Here is a 15369-nt window from a genome sequence, read left to right as displayed (position 1 = left end):
CCCGGAAGGAGCCCGAAATGCCGCTCAGCCCGCAGGACCGGACGCCCGAGCGCCGTCCCACCGTGGTGGCCGTCATCCCCGCCCGCGGCGGATCCAAGGGCGTACCCGCCAAGAACCTCGCCGCCGTCGGGGGCGTGCCCCTGGTCGCCCGCGCGGTCCGGGCCTGCCGCGGCGCCCGCCTGGTCACCGACGTGGTCGTCTCCACCGACGACGCGGCGATAGCGGCCGCCGCGCGCGGCGCCGGCGCCGTCGTCGTGCGGCGCCCCGGCGACATCGCGGGCGACACCGCCACCAGCGAGGCCGCCGTCCTGCACGCCATGGACGCCTACGAAGCCGAGCACGCCACGCCCCTGGACGCCGTCCTCCTGGTGCAGTGCACCAGCCCCTTCCTCACCTGCGAGGACGTCGACGCGGTCGCCGCCGCCGTCGTCGAGGACGGGGCGGACAGCGCGCTGACCGTCGCACCGTTCCATGGCTTCGTGTGGCGGGACGAGGACGGCCTCGTGGACGACGCGGTCGCCGCACCGGCCGCCGCGCCCGCACCGGCCGCCGCGCTCCCCGCCGAGCCCGCCGCCGCGACCACCACCGTCACCACCACGACCGGCGGCTACGGCGTCAACCACGACAAGTCCTTCCGGCCCCGCCGCCAGGACCGCCCCCAGGACCTCCTGGAGACCGGCGCCGCCTACGCCATGGACGCGGCCGGCTTCCGCGCCCGCGGCCACCGCTTCTTCGGCCGCACCGACCTCGTGCGCACCGATCCCGCCCGCGTCCTGGAGATCGACGACCCGCACGACCTCGCCCGCGCCCGCGCCCTCGCGCCGCTCCTGGACGCCCCGCGCCCCGGCGACCCGTCCGGCGCCGCCGCCCCCCACCTCCCGACCGGCCGGGACATCGACGCGGTCGTCCTGGACTTCGACGGCACCCAGACCGACGACCGGGTGCTGATCGACGCCGACGGGCGGGAGCTGGTCGCCGTGCACCGCGGCGACGGCCTCGGCATCGCCGCGCTGCGCAAGGCGGAGCTGAAGCTGCTGATCCTCTCCTCCGAGACCAACCCGGTCGTCGCCGCCCGCGCCCGCAAGCTCCAGGTGCCCGTCCTGCACGGCGTCGACCGCAAGGACCTCGCCCTCAAACAGTGGTGCGAGGAGGCGGGCATCGCGCCCGAGCGGGTGCTCTACGTCGGCAACGACGTCAACGACCTGCCCTGCTTCGACCTCGTCGGCTGGCCCGTCGCGGTCGCCGGAGCGCACGACGTGGTGCGCGGCGCGGCCCGCGCGGTCACCGCCACGCCCGGCGGCGGCGGAGCGATCCGCGAGATCGCCGGCTGGCTCCTGGGCCCGTCCCTCTAGCCCCCCGAACCCCACCCCTTTACCCCTCCCACCGGATGTCCCCGACATCCACCGCTCTCCCTACCGAAGGAATCCTCCTCATGAGCAGCAACTCCCGCCTGCGCACCCTCGGCGACCGCGTGGTCGGCCCCGGCCGCCCCGTCTACGTCACCGGTGAGATCGGCATCAACCACAACGGCGACCTGGAGAACGCCTTCGCGCTGATCGACGCCGCCGCCGACGCCGGCTGCGACGCGGTGAAGTTCCAAAAGCGCACCCCGGAGGTCTGCACCCCGCGCGACCAGTGGGACATCGAGCGCGACACCCCCTGGGGCCGGATGACCTACATCGACTACCGCCACCGCGTGGAGTTCGACGAGGACGGCTACCGCGCCATCGACGAGTACTGCAAGAAGCGCGGCATCGCCTGGTTCGCCTCCCCCTGGGACGTCGAGTCCGTCGCCTTCCTGGAGAAGTTCGACGTGCCCTGCTACAAGGTCGCCTCCGCCTCCCTCACCGACGACGAGCTGCTGCGCGCCATGCGCGCCACCGGCCGCACCGTCATCCTCTCCACGGGCATGTCCACCCCCCAGCAGATCCGGCACGCCGTCGAGGTCCTGGGCAGCGAGAACATCCTGCTCTGCCACGCCACGAGCACCTACCCGGCCAAGGCCGAGGAGCTCAACCTGCGCATGATCAACACCCTCCGGGACGAGTACCCCAACGTCCCGATCGGCTACAGCGGCCACGAGACCGGCCTCCAGACCACCCTGGCCGCGGTCGCCCTCGGCGCCACCTTCATCGAGCGCCACATCACCCTCGACCGCGCCATGTGGGGCTCCGACCAGGCCGCCTCCGTCGAGCCCGGCGGCCTGACCCGCCTGGTCCGCGACATCCGCACCATCGAGGACTCGCTCGGCGACGGCGTCAAGAAGGTCTACGAGAGCGAGCTCGGCCCGATGCGCAAGCTGCGCCGGGTCGCCGGTGTGGTGGCCGAGTCGGAGGGCGCCGACCGCGAGCCCGCGGCAGTCTGACGGACCGACAGGAGTTCCCGACGTGAGCTCATCCGAAGGGACCCGCGCCGCGCCGTCCGCGCCCGGCGCGCAGGTCCCGCCCCAGGAGGCGGCGGGTACTCCCGCCCGCCGCCTCCTGGGGGTGCCCCGGCAGCGCGGCGGACGCGCACCCGCCGGCGAACGGACCGGCGCCGCCCCGGACGCCGGCACCCTCGCCTTCGTCGAAAGCCCGGTGCAGCTCCTGAACGTCCTGGAATGGGCGCACACCGCCCGGGCCACCGCGCTCACCGTCGTCGTGCTCTCCCCGCACGATCCGATGACCCGCGGCCAACTGCGCCGGATGGCCGAACTCGCCCGCGAGGAAGGCCACGCGGTGCGCTGGGAGGAAGCCCGCGGCGGCCCCACCGCACCGATGCGGACCATCGGCGGACTCACCCCGCTGCTGCGCCGCGCCCGCCGCGTCGTCATCGGCGACCCCTTCTCCCGCTACGTCCAACTGCTGCTCACCCTCACCCGGGCCCGCGACCTGGTCGTCGTCGACGACGGCACCGCCACCATGGAGTTCATCGGCCAACTCGCGCGCGGCGAACGGCTGGTGCGCTGGCACCGGCACGGCAGCGGCCGCGGCCCGCGCGACCTGTTCTTCGCGCCGTTCTCGGCCACCGCCCGCCGCCGCCTGACCCCCGCCCCGGAGGGCGGCCGGCGCACCGTCGGCCTCTTCAGCTCCATGCCGGTCGACCCGCCGCCCGGCGTGCGCGTCACCACCAACGACTTCTCCTGGACCCGCGGCCGCTTCGGCCCACCCCGGCTGACCCGCGGCACCGACATCGTCGGCACCTCCCTGGCCGAGACCGGCGTCGTCGACACCGACCGCTACCTGGAGGCGGTCCGCGCGCTGGCCCGCGCCCACGGCGCCACCCGCTACTTCGCGCACCGCCGCGAGAGCACCGACAAACTGCACCGGCTGGCGACCGGGACCGGCCTGGAGATCGTCCGCCCGGACCTGCCGCTGGAACTGATAGCCCGGCGCGGCCCCATCGGGCGGCTGATCCTCTCCTTCCCCTCGACCGTCGTGCACACCCTGCCGCTGGCGCTGCTCGGCACCGAGGTCGAGGTCGCGGTCTGTGACGTCGATCCGGCGTGGCTGACGGACACCGCCTCGCCGCGCGCGCAGGATTTCCTCGACGGGGTCACCGGAACCGCCCGCGACGTGCGACGCCTGCCCCGCGCCCCCCGGATGGCCGCCGGATGAAGCCCAAGTTCATACCCCTGCCGCGCACCCTCCATGCGCCGGGCGGCCTAGATTCCCGTCCCCTATGGGGCTGAACTTTTGTTGATCGAGGGACAGTTGCCCCATCGGGCCCCGTAACCTTCAACAGGTGAACCAACAGAAGTCCCGCGATTCCGACGACGATGACACCTCCGCGGGAGCCAAGCTCCCCGGCGCGCTGCCCGAGGAGCTGCGCACCGAACTCATCGCATTCCGCCGCGACTTGCACATGCACCCCGAGCTCGGCAACCAGGAGTTCCGGACCACCGCGGCGATCAGGGCGCGCCTGGAGCAGGCCGGTCTGCGGCCCCGCGTCCTGGACAGCGGCACCGGTCTGGTGTGCGACATCCTCCCCTCGCCCGGCACCGCCACGCCCGGCGACCCGCGCCCCGCACTCGCCCTGCGCGCGGACATCGACGCCCTGCCCATCCCGGACACCAAAACCGTCCCCTACCGCTCCACGGTCCCCGACCGTGCCCACGCCTGCGGCCACGACGTCCACACCACCGTCGTCATGGGCACCGGCCTGGTCCTGGCCGGGCTGGCCCGCGCCGGCCGGCTGCCGCGCCCGGTCCGGCTGATCTTCCAGCCCGCCGAAGAGGTCCTGCCCGGCGGCGCGTCCGACGTGATCGCCGCCGGCGCCCTGGAGGGCGTCGGCCGGATCCTGGCCGTCCACTGCGACCCGCGGGTGGACGCCGGCCGGATCGGACTGCGTACGGGAGCGATCACCTCGGCCTGCGACCGGCTGGAGGTCGGCCTGGACGGCCCCGGCGGCCACACCGCGCGCCCGCACCTGACCACCGACCTGGTCACCGCCGCCGCGCGGGTCGCCCTCGACGTGCCCGCGCTGCTGGCCCGCCGGATCGACGCCCGCGCGGGCCTCGTCATCACCTGGGGCCGCCTGGAGTCCGGCCACGCCCCGAACGTCATCCCGCAGCACGCCGAGCTGTCCGGCACGGTCCGCTGCCTGGACCTGACCGCCTGGCACGAGGCCCCCGACCTGGTGCACGCCGCGATCGACGAGGTCGCCGCGCTGCACGGCGCGAAGTCGCAGATCAACTACGTCCGCGGGGTCCCGCCGGTGGTCAACGAACACGACTCGGCGCAGCTCCTGCACGACGCGATGGCCGCCCGCCGCGGCGCCGCGAGCATCGAGGACACCGAGCAGTCCCTGGGCGGGGAGGACTTCTCCTGGTACCTCGAACACGTCCCGGGCGCGATGGCCCGGCTCGGGGTGCGCCGGCCCGGCGAACTGGCCCGCCATGATCTCCACCGAGGCGACTTCGACGTGGACGAGCGGGCCATCACGGTGGGTGTGGAGATGTTCACCGCCGCCGCGCTGATCGACGGCGACCTGCCGTAACCCGCCCGTCGACTTCTGTTCGCGACGATCCGATAACGGCTTCCAGCCTCCCCCTTTTCTGGCATCTACGCGCGTTACGATGCGGCGGAATCAGCGCCGACGAAGGCGCTACGAGTCGAAGGGGCCCCTCGTGCGCCGGGTATCCAAGATCGTTGCCGCGGGCATCGCCACCGCGGCCCTCACTGCTTCGCTGTCCGCCTGTGGCGAGTCCTCCACCGAGTCCGGTGGGAAGAACAAGGGCGTCGGACTCGCCTTCGACGTCGGCGGCCGGGACGACCACTCGTTCAACGAGGCGGCCGCCCGTGGCGTGGACAAGGCCGAGAAGGACCTCGGCGTCAAGTCCAAGCTCATGACCGCCAAGAACGGCGAGACCGAGGCGGACCGCGAGCAGCGGCTGTCCTCGCTGGCCGAGGCGGGCTTCAACCCCGTCATCGGCGTCGGCTTCAACTACGGCAAGTCCGTCAACAAGGTCGCCAAGGACTTCCCCGACACCACCTTCGGTGTCGTCGACTCGCCCGCCGAGGCCAAGAACGTCTACGGCATGGTCTTCGCCGAGCAGGAGGGCTCCTACCTCGCCGGCGTCGCCGCCGCGCTGAAGAGCAAGACCCACAAGGTCGGCTTCATCGGCGGCGTCAACAACGCGCTGATCCAGAAGTTCCAGGCCGGCTTCGAGCAGGGCGTCAAGGACACCGACCCCAAGGCCAAGGTCACCTCCGAGTACCTCTACGCCAACGACGACAAGGGCTTCAACGACCCGGCCGCCGCCAAGGGCAAGGCCAAGGGCATGCTCGACGCCGGCATCGACGTCATCTACACCGCGGCCGGCCAGTCCGGCAACGGCTCGATCGAGACGGTCGCCTCCAAGAAGGGCACCTGGGCGATCGGCGTCGACTCCGACCAGTACCTGCAGCCGGGCCTGGCGAAGTACAAGTCCTCCATCCTCACCTCGGTGATGAAGAACGTCGACGTGGCGGTCTTCGACCTGGTCAAGAGCGTCCACGACAAGAAGGCGCTGACCGGCACCAAGAGCTACACGCTCAAGGACGACGGCGTGCGGCTGTCCACCTCGGGCGGCTTCATCGACGACATCAAGGCCAAGATCGACGCGGCGAAGAAGAAGATCGCGTCGGGCGAGGTCAAGGTCAGCGACGTCCCCCAGAAGTAGCGTTCCGCCCGGGTCCGGCGCGGTGGTCACCGACCGCCGCGCCGGCCCGCGGCGCCGGAGCGATCCGGCACCTCTCGTCCGGCTTTCCTCGTCGCCAACACTACGCGCGTAGCGTGGAGTTGGCGCGATATCGTCGCCTCCCCACTCCTCCACACCACTCCCTGTCCCCCGAGGAGAGTGCGCCATCAAAGCGTCCAGCAGCCCCCAGGCAGACAGCGCCTCCGCCGCTTCCCCCGCGGTGGAACTCCGCGGGATCACCAAGCGGTTCCCGGGAGTCGTCGCCAACCACGACATCGACATCACCGTCCGGCGCGGCACCGTGCACGCGCTCGTCGGCGAGAACGGTGCCGGCAAGTCCACCCTGATGAAGATCCTCTACGGCATGCAGAAGCCGGACGAGGGCACCATCGGCATCGACGGCCAACAGGTCAGCTTCCACAGCCCGGCCGACGCCATCGCCCGCGGCATCGGCATGGTGCACCAGCACTTCATGCTCGCCGACAACCTCACCGTCCTGGAGAACATCGTTCTCGGCGGCGAGAAACTGCACGGCATCAGCGGCAAGGCCCGCGCCGAGATTCTCAAGATCTCCGAGCGCTACGGCCTCGGCGTGCGCCCCGACGTCCTCGTCGAGGACCTCGGCGTCGCCGACCGCCAGCGCGTGGAGATCCTCAAGGTCCTCTACCGCGGCGCCCGCACCCTCATCCTCGACGAGCCGACCGCGGTCCTGGTCCCCCAGGAGGTCGACGCGCTCTTCGACAACCTGCGCGAACTCAAGGCCGAGGGTCTGACCGTCATCTTCATCTCCCACAAGCTGGGCGAGGTGCTCTCGGTCGCCGACGACATCACGGTCATCCGGCGCGGCACCACCGTCGCCTCCGTGGTGCCCAGCCAGACCACGCCCAAGCAGCTCGCCGAACTCATGGTCGGCAGCGAGCTGCCGTCCCCGCAGACCCGCGAATCCACCGTCACGGACGTGGAGATGCTCAAGGTCGAAGGGCTGCGGCTGCTCACCGCGGACGCCGAGGGGGTGACGCGCACCGTCCTGGACGATGTGTCGCTGACCATCCACAAGGGCGAAGTGCTGGGCATCGCCGGTGTCGAGGGCAACGGCCAGGCCGAACTGGTCGAGGCCATCATGGGCATGCGCGACCCCGACGCGGGCGTCATCACCCTGGACGGCACCGACATCAGCCACGCGCCCACCCGCACCCGGCGCGAGGACGGCATCGGCTACATCCCCGAGGACCGCCACCGGCACGGCCTGCTGCTGGAAGCCCCGCTGTGGGAGAACCGCATCCTGGGCCACGTCACGGAGAAGCCCAACGCCAAGGGCCGGCTGCTGAACCTCAAGGCCGCCCGCGCCGACACCGAGCGGATCGTCGCCGAGTACGACGTGCGCACCCCCGGCATCGAGGTCACCGCGGCCTCCCTCTCCGGCGGCAACCAGCAAAAGCTGATCGTCGGCCGCGAGATGAGCCACCGGCCCAAGCTGCTGATCGCCGCGCACCCCACCCGGGGCGTCGACGTCGGCGCGCAGGCGCAGATCTGGGACCAGATCCGCACCGCCCGCCACGAGGGACTCGCCGTCCTGCTGATCTCCGCCGACCTCGACGAGCTGATCGGCCTGTCCGACGGCCTGCGGGTGATGTACCGCGGCCGGCTCGTCGCGGACGCGGACCCCGCCACCATCACCCCCGAGGAGCTGGGCTCGGCCATGACCGGTGCCGCCAGCGGCCATCTCACGGCGCCCGGCGGCGAGTCCGCCGAGGGCGACCGGCCGCGCTCGTCCAAGCCGTCCCCGCCGTCCGAGGAGGCGGATTCCGAGTGAAGAAGCCCGACAAGAACAAGCTGATCCTGGGCATCGCCGCGCCCGTCCTGGCGATCGTCGCGGCCCTGGCCATCACCTCGCTGATCATCATGGCCACCGGCAAGGACCCGATCCACGCCTACACCGTGATGGTCGACTTCGGCTCCAAGAGCGACAGCCAGGTCTGGATCATCAACAAGGCCGTCCCCTACTACCTGTCCGCGCTGGCCGTCGCCGTCGGCTTCCGGATGAACCTGTTCAACATCGGCGTGGACGGCCAGTACCGCATCGCCGCGTTCTTCGCGGCCGTGGTCGGCGGCGCGCTGACGCTCCCCGGCTTCCTCCAGATCCCGCTGATCATCATCGTGGCGATGGTGGTCGGCTCCCTCTGGGCGGGCATCGCGGGTCTGCTGAAGACCACCCGCGGCGTCAGCGAGGTCATCACCACGATCATGCTGAACGCCATCGCGGCCGCGGTCATCGGCTACTTCCTCCAGGAAGGCCGGCTGGCGCAGAAGGACGGCAACCTCTTCCACACGCCGAACCTCCCCGCCTCCAGCCACTTCTTCACCATCCCCACCACGCCCAAGCCCCTCGACGGCTTCCTCGTCATCGCCGTCGTCGTCGGCTTCGTGTACTGGTTCGTCCTCAACCGCACCCGGTTCGGCTTCGACCTGCGCACCGTCGGGCAGTCGGAATCGGCGGCCGAGGCGGGCGGCGTCAGCGTCAAGCGCATGATCGTCACCTCCATGCTGCTCTCCGGCGCCGCGGCCGGCCTGATCGGCATGCCGACGCTCCTGGGCGTCTCCTACAACTACGGCACCGACTTCCCCATCGGCATCGGCTTCACCGGTATCGCCATCGCGCTGCTCGGCCGCAACCACCCCGTCGGCATGGCCGCCGGCGCGCTGCTGTGGGGCTTCCTCGAACGCACCGGCACCCAACTCGAATTCGAGGACTACGAGCAGGAGATCGTCGGCGTGATGCAGGGCGTCATCGTGCTCTGCGTCGTCATCGCCTACGAACTCGTGCGCCGCTACGGCCTCAGACTCCAGCAGCGGCAGGTCGGCGAGCAGCTCGCCGCCCAGTCCCGCAAGACCGACAAGGCGGAGGTGTCTTCGTGAGCACGAACCTCACGGCCCCGGTCGCGCAGCACCCCGGTGGCAAGAAAAAGGGCAAGACCTCCCGGATCCAGCTCACGTATCCCAAGGTCCTGCTGATCATCGCGGGCAGCCTGATACTGCTGTCCCTGCTGCGGGTCGTCACCGGCGCCAACAACCTCACCGGCTCCGGCCAGTACACCGCGGCCCTCAACGCCGCCGTGCCGATCGGCCTGGCCGGTCTCGGCGGCCTGTGGGCCGAGCGCTCCGGCGTCATCAACATCGGCCTCGAAGGCATGATGATGCTGGGTGCCTTCTCCGCCGGCGCGATCGGCTGGCAGCACGGCCCCTGGGCCGCGGCGCTGGCCGGCATCCTGGGCGGTGCGCTCGGCGGCCTGCTGCACGCCCTGGCCACCGTCACCTTCGGCGTCGACCACATCATCTCCGGCGTCGCCATCAACATCATGGCGCTCGGCCTGACCCAGTTCCTCGCCAAGCTCTGGTTCGGCGCAGACGGCAGCGCGGCCTCGGCGGCCGGCGGCAACGACAAGCAGTCGCCACCCATGCCGGACATGCCGACGTTCACCGTCCCCGGCCTGTCCGAATGGCTCACGTCCGTCGAGAAGCACCACTGGTTCCTGGTCTCCGACCTGGCCGGCATCCTCGGCTCCCTGGTCACCAACGTCTCCTGGCTGACCCTGCTGGCCGTCGCCGTCTTCGTGCTCAGCTTCTTCGTCCTGTGGCGGTCCTCCTTCGGACTGCGCCTGCGCTCCTGCGGCGAGGGCCCGATCGCGGCCGAGTCGCTCGGCGTCAACGTCTACCGCTACAAGTACGCGGCGGTCATCGCCTCCGGCGCGCTGGCCGGCCTCGGCGGCGCGTTCCTGGCCATCTACGTGCACATCTACCAGGACGGCCAGACCGGCGGCCGCGGCTACATCGGCCTCGCCACCATGATCTTCGGCAACTGGCGGCCGGGCGGCGTCGCCATGGGCGCCGGCCTGTTCGGCTTCATGGACGCGCTCCAACTGCGCGGCGGCGGCCCCACCGTCCACGCGCTGCTGCTGCTCCTGGCCGTGCTGCTGGTCGGCGTCGCCCTGTGGAAGCTGCGCTCCGGCCGGCGCGTCCAGGCCGCGCTCAACGTGGTCGTCGCCGCGCTGCTCGCCCTGTGGTACGCCACCACCGAGACGGTCCCGCTGGAGATCGTCGGCGTCGCCCCGTACATCGCCACGCTCCTGGTGCTCTCCCTGGCCGCACAGCGGCTGCGGCCGCCGAAGGCCATCGGAAAGATCTACCGAAGAGGCCAGGGCAAGTGAACACAGCTCCCGACTGGGAGTCGCTGCGGGCGCGAGCCCGGGAGGCCATGTCCCGGGCCTACGCCCCGTATTCGGGCTATCCCGTCGGCGCCGCGGCCCTGGTGGACGACGGCCGGATCATCACCGGCTGCAATGTGGAGAACGCCTCCTACGGCCTCGCCCTGTGCGCCGAATGCGGCCTGATCTCCGCCCTGTTCGCGGGCGGCGGCGGCCGGCTGACGCACTTCACCTGCGTCGACGGCGCGGGCGAGCTGCTCGTGCCGTGCGGCCGCTGCCGGCAGCTCCTCCACGAGCACGGCGGGCCGCGGCTCCAGGTCGACACGGCCGCCGGTATCCGGCCGCTGTCGGAGCTGCTGCCGGACGCCTTCGGGCCGGGGCACCTGGCCGGATAACGCACCGGGAGCCGGGGGCGGCAAGCAGGTGGCCGCCCCCGGCTCTATGCGTGTAGAACGGACCTACTCGTTCGAAAGGAACCGTCCATGGACGTCATCTCCGTCATCCGCACCAAGCGCGACCGCGGTGAGCTGACACCCGATCAGATCGACTGGGTGATCGACGCCTACACCCGCGGCGAGGTGGCCCACGAGCAGATGTCGGCCCTGGCGATGGCCATCTTCCTCAACGGCATGAACCGCACGGAGATCGCCCGCTGGACCGCCGCCATGATCTCCTCCGGCGAGCGGATGGACTTCTCCTCGCTGCCCCGCCCCACCGCCGACAAGCACTCCACCGGCGGCGTCGGCGACAAGATCACCCTCCCCCTCGCCCCGCTGGTCGCCGCCTGCGGCGCGGCCGTACCCCAGCTCTCCGGCCGCGGCCTGGGCCACACCGGCGGCACCCTGGACAAGCTCGAATCGATCCCCGGCTGGCGCGCCCAGCTCTCCAACGCCGAGATGCTCGGCGTGCTGCGCGACGTCGGCTCCGTCATCTGCGCCGCCGGCGACGGCCTGGCCCCCGCCGACAAGAAGCTCTACGCGCTGCGCGATGTCACCGGCACCGTCGAGTCCATCCCCCTCATCGCCTCGTCCATCATGTCCAAGAAGATCGCCGAGGGCACCGGCTCCCTCGTCCTGGACGTCAAGGTCGGCTCCGGCGCCTTCATGAAGAACATCGACGACGCGCGCGAACTGGCCGCCACCATGGTGGAGTTGGGCGCCGACCACGGTGTGCGCACGGCGGCCCTGCTCACCGACATGGCCACCCCGCTCGGCCGCACCGCCGGCAACGCCCTCGAAGTCCGCGAATCCGTCGAGGTGCTGGCCGGCGGCGGCCCCCAGGACGTCGTCGACCTGACCCTCGCCCTGGCCCGCGAAATGCTCGACGCGGCCGGCCTGACCGACGCCGACCCCGCCAAGGCGCTGGCCGACGGCTCCGCCATGGACCACTGGCGCCGCATGATCACCGCCCAGGGCGGCGACCCCGACGCGGCCCTGCCCGTGGCCCGCGAACAGCACGTCATCACGGCCTCCTCCTCGGGCGTCCTGACCACCCTCGACGCCTACGCCGTCGGCCTCGCGGCCTGGCGCCTGGGCGCCGGCCGCGCCCGCAAGGAAGACCCGGTCCAGGCCGGCGCCGGCATCGAACTCCACGCCAAGCCCGGCGACACCCTCACCGCCGGCCAGCCCCTGATGACCCTGCACACCGACACCCCCGAGAAGTTCGCCTACGCCCTGGAGGCCCTGGACGGAGGCGTCCTCGTCGGCCCCGCCGACACGGCCTTCGCGGCCACGCCGGTAGTGCTGGAACGTATCGGCTGACCTGGGGCTTTATCGTTCGGGTGAACGGGACCTGTGGACTGGCACGGGTCCCGTTGGGCATGTTGGGATCGGTGTCACACGAGTAAGGAGACCGCCATGAGTGCACTCCCCGCTGAACCCGCACCGGCTCAGCACTGGGAAGAGCTTCTCCGCTTCTGGGAGCAATCGGACTGGCCCGAGGGCTGCAAGGCGGAGATCACTGACGGGGCCATCGTCGTGACACCACCACTCTCCGCGCCCCATCACCGTATTGCGGCGAAGGTCCGGCGCAGCCTGTACACCGTGCTTCCCGAGGACTGGGGTGTCCACCAGACCTTAGGGGTCGCCCACGCCTCCCGCGGCCGCCTCTACATCCCGGATCTGGTCGTGATCCCGGACGCGGTGGTGGACCGGCTGGAGGGAGGAGATTCGGCCCCGCTCACAGCCGCCGAACTGGTCGTCGAGATCACCTCGCCGTGCAACGCGAGCTACGACCGGATCAACAAGGCAGCCGCCTACGCGCAGGCGGGTGTTCCGCTCTACCTCCTCATCGACCGCTTCGCCCCTTCCGGGCCCACGGTCACGCTCTACGGGGACCCGAAGGACGAGGTCTACAAGGAGCTCCAGAGGGCGAAGTTCGGCGAGGACGTCCACCTCCCCGCACCCTTCGGCCTCACCCTCGACACCAGCGTGTTCCCCTACGGCGGCGCCTGACGACGAAGGGCCCGCCCCGCCAGGACAGGTGGCGGGGCGGGCCCTTCGCGTTCGTGGGCCGTGTCGCGGTGGTTACGCGGCCTTCTCCAGGTGGAGCAGGCGGCGTTCGGCCACGGCCTTGCGGGTGGCGTAGAGGGTGATCGCGGCGGCGCCGGCCATCGCGAGCAGACCGAGCAGGACGGTGCCCTCCCAGCCGGCTGCGTGGAAGGCCATGGCGCCCAGCGCGCCGCCCAGGCTGCTGCCGATGTAGTACGCGCACTGGTAGAGGGCCGACGCCTGGGCGCGGGCCGTCCTGGCCGTGCGGCTGACCGACGACGAGGCGACCGCGTGCCCCGCGAAGAAGCCCGCCGTGATCAGGACCAGGCCCACCAGCACCGCGGCGACGGAATCGGCCAGCGAGAGCAGCAGACCGGCCGAGGTCGCGCCGACGGCCAGGTAGAGCGCGCCGCGCCGGCCCATCCGGCCGACCAGCTTGCCCGCCGCGGCCGAGGAGACCGTACCGACCAGGTAGATGATGAAGATCGAGCCGACGACGCCCTGCGGGAGGTGGAACGGCGCGGACACCAGGCGGTAGCCGATGACGGTGTAGACCGCGCCGAAGACCGTCATGAACAGCGCGCCGATGCCGTACAGGCGGCGCAGCAGCGGGTCGCCGAGGTGCCCGCCGAGGGTGCGGGCCAGCGCCCGCGGGCCGACCGAACGCGGCGTGAAATGACGGGCCTTGGGCACCAGCAGCCGGAAGACCAGCGCGCACACCACGGCCATCACACCCACCGCGCCGAGCGCGGCCCGCCAGCCCCAGACCTGCGCGACCCAGCCGGTCACGATCCGCCCGGACATGCCGCCGATGCTGTTGCCCGCCACGAACAGGCCGATGGCCGCCACCAGCGCCTTGGCGCGTACCTCTTCGGCCAGGAAGGCCATCGCCGAGGCCGGCAGCCCGGCCAGCGCGACACCCTGGACGGCGCGCAGCGCGATCAGCCAGTCCAGCGAGGGCGCGAGGGGCACCAGCATCGCCAGGAGCGCGGCGACCGACAGGGAGGCGGTCATCATCGTGCGGCGGCCGAACCGCTCGGACAGCGCGCTGAGCGGGATCACCGCGAGCGCCAGTCCGAGGGTGGCCGCCGACACGGTCCAGCTCGCCCGGTCCGGCGTCACCCGCAGGTCGGCGGAGATCGCGGGCAGCAGGGCCTGCGTGGAGTACAGGAGCGCGAAGGTGGCGACTCCGGCGGCGAAGAGGGCGAAGGACATCCGGCGGTAGCCGGGGCCGCCCGGGTGCAGTTGGCCGGACTCGGGGTCGACGGCGGGGGCTGCGGCGCGGGAGTCAGGGGACGACTGGGGAGAGGCGGCCGCACGGTCGGTGACGGACGCCCCGGTATCAGCGGGAGGCATGGTTCGAAGATAGGCCCGCGTTTTTTATGCGTCCAATGCATAGAAACGCCATAATCGATGCTGTGGCACATGATCCCAGTTCACGAGCGCCCCTGTCGCAACCTCGCAACAGAAAAGACACCGGGGGAAGAGAAGCGGGCGCGGGCGGCGAAGGGCAGCCGGAGGCGGCCGAACTCGGCCTCGGCTCCTGGGCGTTGACGCTCGCCCCGCGTCTGGCCCAGTTCACGGCCGTCGCCCGGCACGAACACGTCACCCGCGCCGCCCACGAGCTCGGCATGCCCCAGCCGACCCTCAGCCGCGCCATCGTCCGCCTGGAGGACGACCTCGGCGTCGCCCTCTTCGCCCGGCACGGCCGCACCCTCTCCCTCACCCCGGCCGGACGCGCCTTCCTCGCCACCACCGAGCGCGCCCTGACCGACATGGAACGGGCCACCGAATCCGTCCGCGCCGACGCCGACCCGGCCGCCGGCAAGGTCGCCTTCGGCTTCCTGCACACCCTCGGCCCGGAAACCGTCCCCGGCCTCATCCGTACCTTCCGCGCCGACCACCCGCGCGTCCGCTTCCAACTCGTCCAGAACTACGGCGAGGCGATGATCGAACGGCTGCGCGCCGGCGACCTCGACCTCTGCCTGACCTCGCCCGTCCCCGACTACCCGGACCTGGTCGCCCGCCGGCTCGACGAGCAGAGGCTGCGCCTGGTCGTCCCGGACGACCATCCGCTCGCGGGCCGCAAACGCGTCCGGCTCGCCGAGACCGCCGGCGAACTCTTCGTCACCCTCGAACCGGGCTACGGCCTGCGCCGGATCACCGACGCCCTGTGCGCCGAGGCCGGGTTCACCCCACGGATCGCGTTCGAGGGCGAGGAGGCCGAGACGCTGCGCGGGCTGGTCGCGGCCGGCCTGGGCGTGGCCCTGCTCCCGCCGCCCGCCGTACCCCGCCCCGGCGTCGCCGAACTGACCGTCACGGCACCGCGCGCGGTCCGCGAGATCGGCGTGGCCTGGCTGGACGGCCATCCGGACACACCGCCGGTGGCCGCCTTCAAGAAGTTCCTGCTGAGCCGGCGCGGGGTGCTTCTCCCCCGGTGACGAACGGCCGGGGGGAGCGGCGAGCGGCCGGGGGAGCGGCGAGCGGCCGGGGGCGGCGGCGCCCCGCCCCGCGGTCT

13 protein-coding genes are annotated in these 15369 nt (G+C 71.9%); 12 read left to right on the top strand and 1 reads right to left on the bottom strand.

Going from position 1 to position 15369, the window contains the following annotated elements; all coding sequences use genetic code 11:
• The first annotated feature begins 17 nt into the window (after positions 1-17).
• From ACZ45Z_RS11175 to ACZ45Z_RS11125, 11 genes are all read left to right on the top strand, one after another.
• Positions 18-1352, top strand: coding sequence for a cytidylyltransferase domain-containing protein (locus ACZ45Z_RS11175; RefSeq protein WP_468359603.1), 1335 nt, complete (start codon positions 18-20; stop codon positions 1350-1352).
• A gap of 80 nt (positions 1353-1432) precedes the next feature.
• Positions 1433-2365, top strand: a complete 933-nt coding sequence (locus tag ACZ45Z_RS11170) for an N-acetylneuraminate synthase family protein (RefSeq protein ID WP_468359600.1) — start codon at positions 1433-1435, stop codon at positions 2363-2365.
• Positions 2366-2387: 22 nt separating this feature from the next.
• Positions 2388-3596, top strand: coding sequence for a hypothetical protein (locus ACZ45Z_RS11165; protein ID WP_468359597.1), 1209 nt, complete (start codon positions 2388-2390; stop codon positions 3594-3596).
• Between the two features lie 127 nt (positions 3597-3723).
• A complete protein-coding gene (locus tag ACZ45Z_RS11160; RefSeq protein WP_468359594.1) occupies positions 3724-4977 on the top strand; it encodes an amidohydrolase in 1254 nt (417 codons plus the stop codon).
• 130 nt (positions 4978-5107) lie between these two features.
• Positions 5108-6142, top strand: coding sequence for a BMP family lipoprotein (locus tag ACZ45Z_RS11155; protein WP_468359591.1), 1035 nt, complete (start codon positions 5108-5110; stop codon positions 6140-6142).
• 184 nt (positions 6143-6326) lie between these two features.
• Positions 6327-7973 carry an ABC transporter ATP-binding protein gene (locus ACZ45Z_RS11150; RefSeq protein WP_468359834.1) on the top strand — a complete coding sequence of 549 codons (1647 nt, stop codon included), beginning with the start codon at positions 6327-6329 and terminating at the stop codon, positions 7971-7973.
• The gene (locus tag ACZ45Z_RS11145; RefSeq protein WP_468359588.1) at positions 7970-9076 is read left to right on the top strand and encodes an ABC transporter permease; all 1107 of its coding nucleotides are present in this window, start codon (positions 7970-7972) and stop codon (positions 9074-9076) included. Before ACZ45Z_RS11150 ends, ACZ45Z_RS11145 begins: the two co-directional genes overlap by 4 nt.
• On the top strand, positions 9073-10365 hold the full coding sequence (locus ACZ45Z_RS11140; RefSeq protein ID WP_468359585.1) for an ABC transporter permease: 1293 nt from the start codon (positions 9073-9075) through the stop codon (positions 10363-10365). Before ACZ45Z_RS11145 ends, ACZ45Z_RS11140 begins: the two co-directional genes overlap by 4 nt.
• Positions 10362-10757 carry a cytidine deaminase gene (locus tag ACZ45Z_RS11135; RefSeq protein ID WP_468359582.1) on the top strand — a complete coding sequence of 132 codons (396 nt, stop codon included), beginning with the start codon at positions 10362-10364 and terminating at the stop codon, positions 10755-10757. Before ACZ45Z_RS11140 ends, ACZ45Z_RS11135 begins: the two co-directional genes overlap by 4 nt.
• An 87-nt stretch (positions 10758-10844) precedes the next feature.
• Positions 10845-12122, top strand: coding sequence for a thymidine phosphorylase (locus tag ACZ45Z_RS11130; RefSeq protein ID WP_468359579.1), 1278 nt, complete (start codon positions 10845-10847; stop codon positions 12120-12122).
• Between the two features lie 96 nt (positions 12123-12218).
• A complete protein-coding gene (locus tag ACZ45Z_RS11125) occupies positions 12219-12815 on the top strand; it encodes a Uma2 family endonuclease (protein WP_468359576.1) in 597 nt (198 codons plus the stop codon).
• Positions 12816-12887: 72 nt separating this feature from the next.
• On the opposite strand, the gene ACZ45Z_RS11120 is transcribed toward ACZ45Z_RS11125, so the two are convergent.
• Complete coding sequence (locus ACZ45Z_RS11120; RefSeq protein WP_468359573.1) at positions 12888-14207, bottom strand: MFS transporter; 1320 nt, start codon at positions 14205-14207, stop codon at positions 12888-12890.
• Positions 14208-14269: 62 nt separating this feature from the next.
• On the opposite strand from ACZ45Z_RS11120, the gene ACZ45Z_RS11115 reads away from it, so the two are divergent.
• Positions 14270-15292, top strand: coding sequence for a LysR family transcriptional regulator (locus ACZ45Z_RS11115; protein ID WP_468359570.1), 1023 nt, complete (start codon positions 14270-14272; stop codon positions 15290-15292).
• Positions 15293-15369: the final 77 nt, after the last annotated feature.

It is taken from the genome of Streptomyces sp. NPDC031210 (assembly GCF_055570395.1).
This window is presented reverse-complemented; position numbering and strand designations above follow the sequence as displayed.

Excerpts from the sequence above, each read along its gene's own strand:
- ACZ45Z_RS11175 (WP_468359603.1), top strand. The coding sequence starts at position 18 with ATGCCGCTCAGCCCGCAGGACCGGACGCCCGAGCGCCGTCCCACCGTG.
- ACZ45Z_RS11170 (WP_468359600.1), top strand. The coding sequence starts at position 1,433 with ATGAGCAGCAACTCCCGCCTGCGCACCCTCGGCGACCGCGTGGTCGGC.
- ACZ45Z_RS11130 (WP_468359579.1), top strand. The coding sequence starts at position 10,845 with ATGGACGTCATCTCCGTCATCCGCACCAAGCGCGACCGCGGTGAGCTG.
- ACZ45Z_RS11125 (WP_468359576.1), top strand. The coding sequence starts at position 12,219 with ATGAGTGCACTCCCCGCTGAACCCGCACCGGCTCAGCACTGGGAAGAG.
- ACZ45Z_RS11120 (WP_468359573.1), bottom strand. The coding sequence starts at position 14,207 with ATGCCTCCCGCTGATACCGGGGCGTCCGTCACCGACCGTGCGGCCGCC.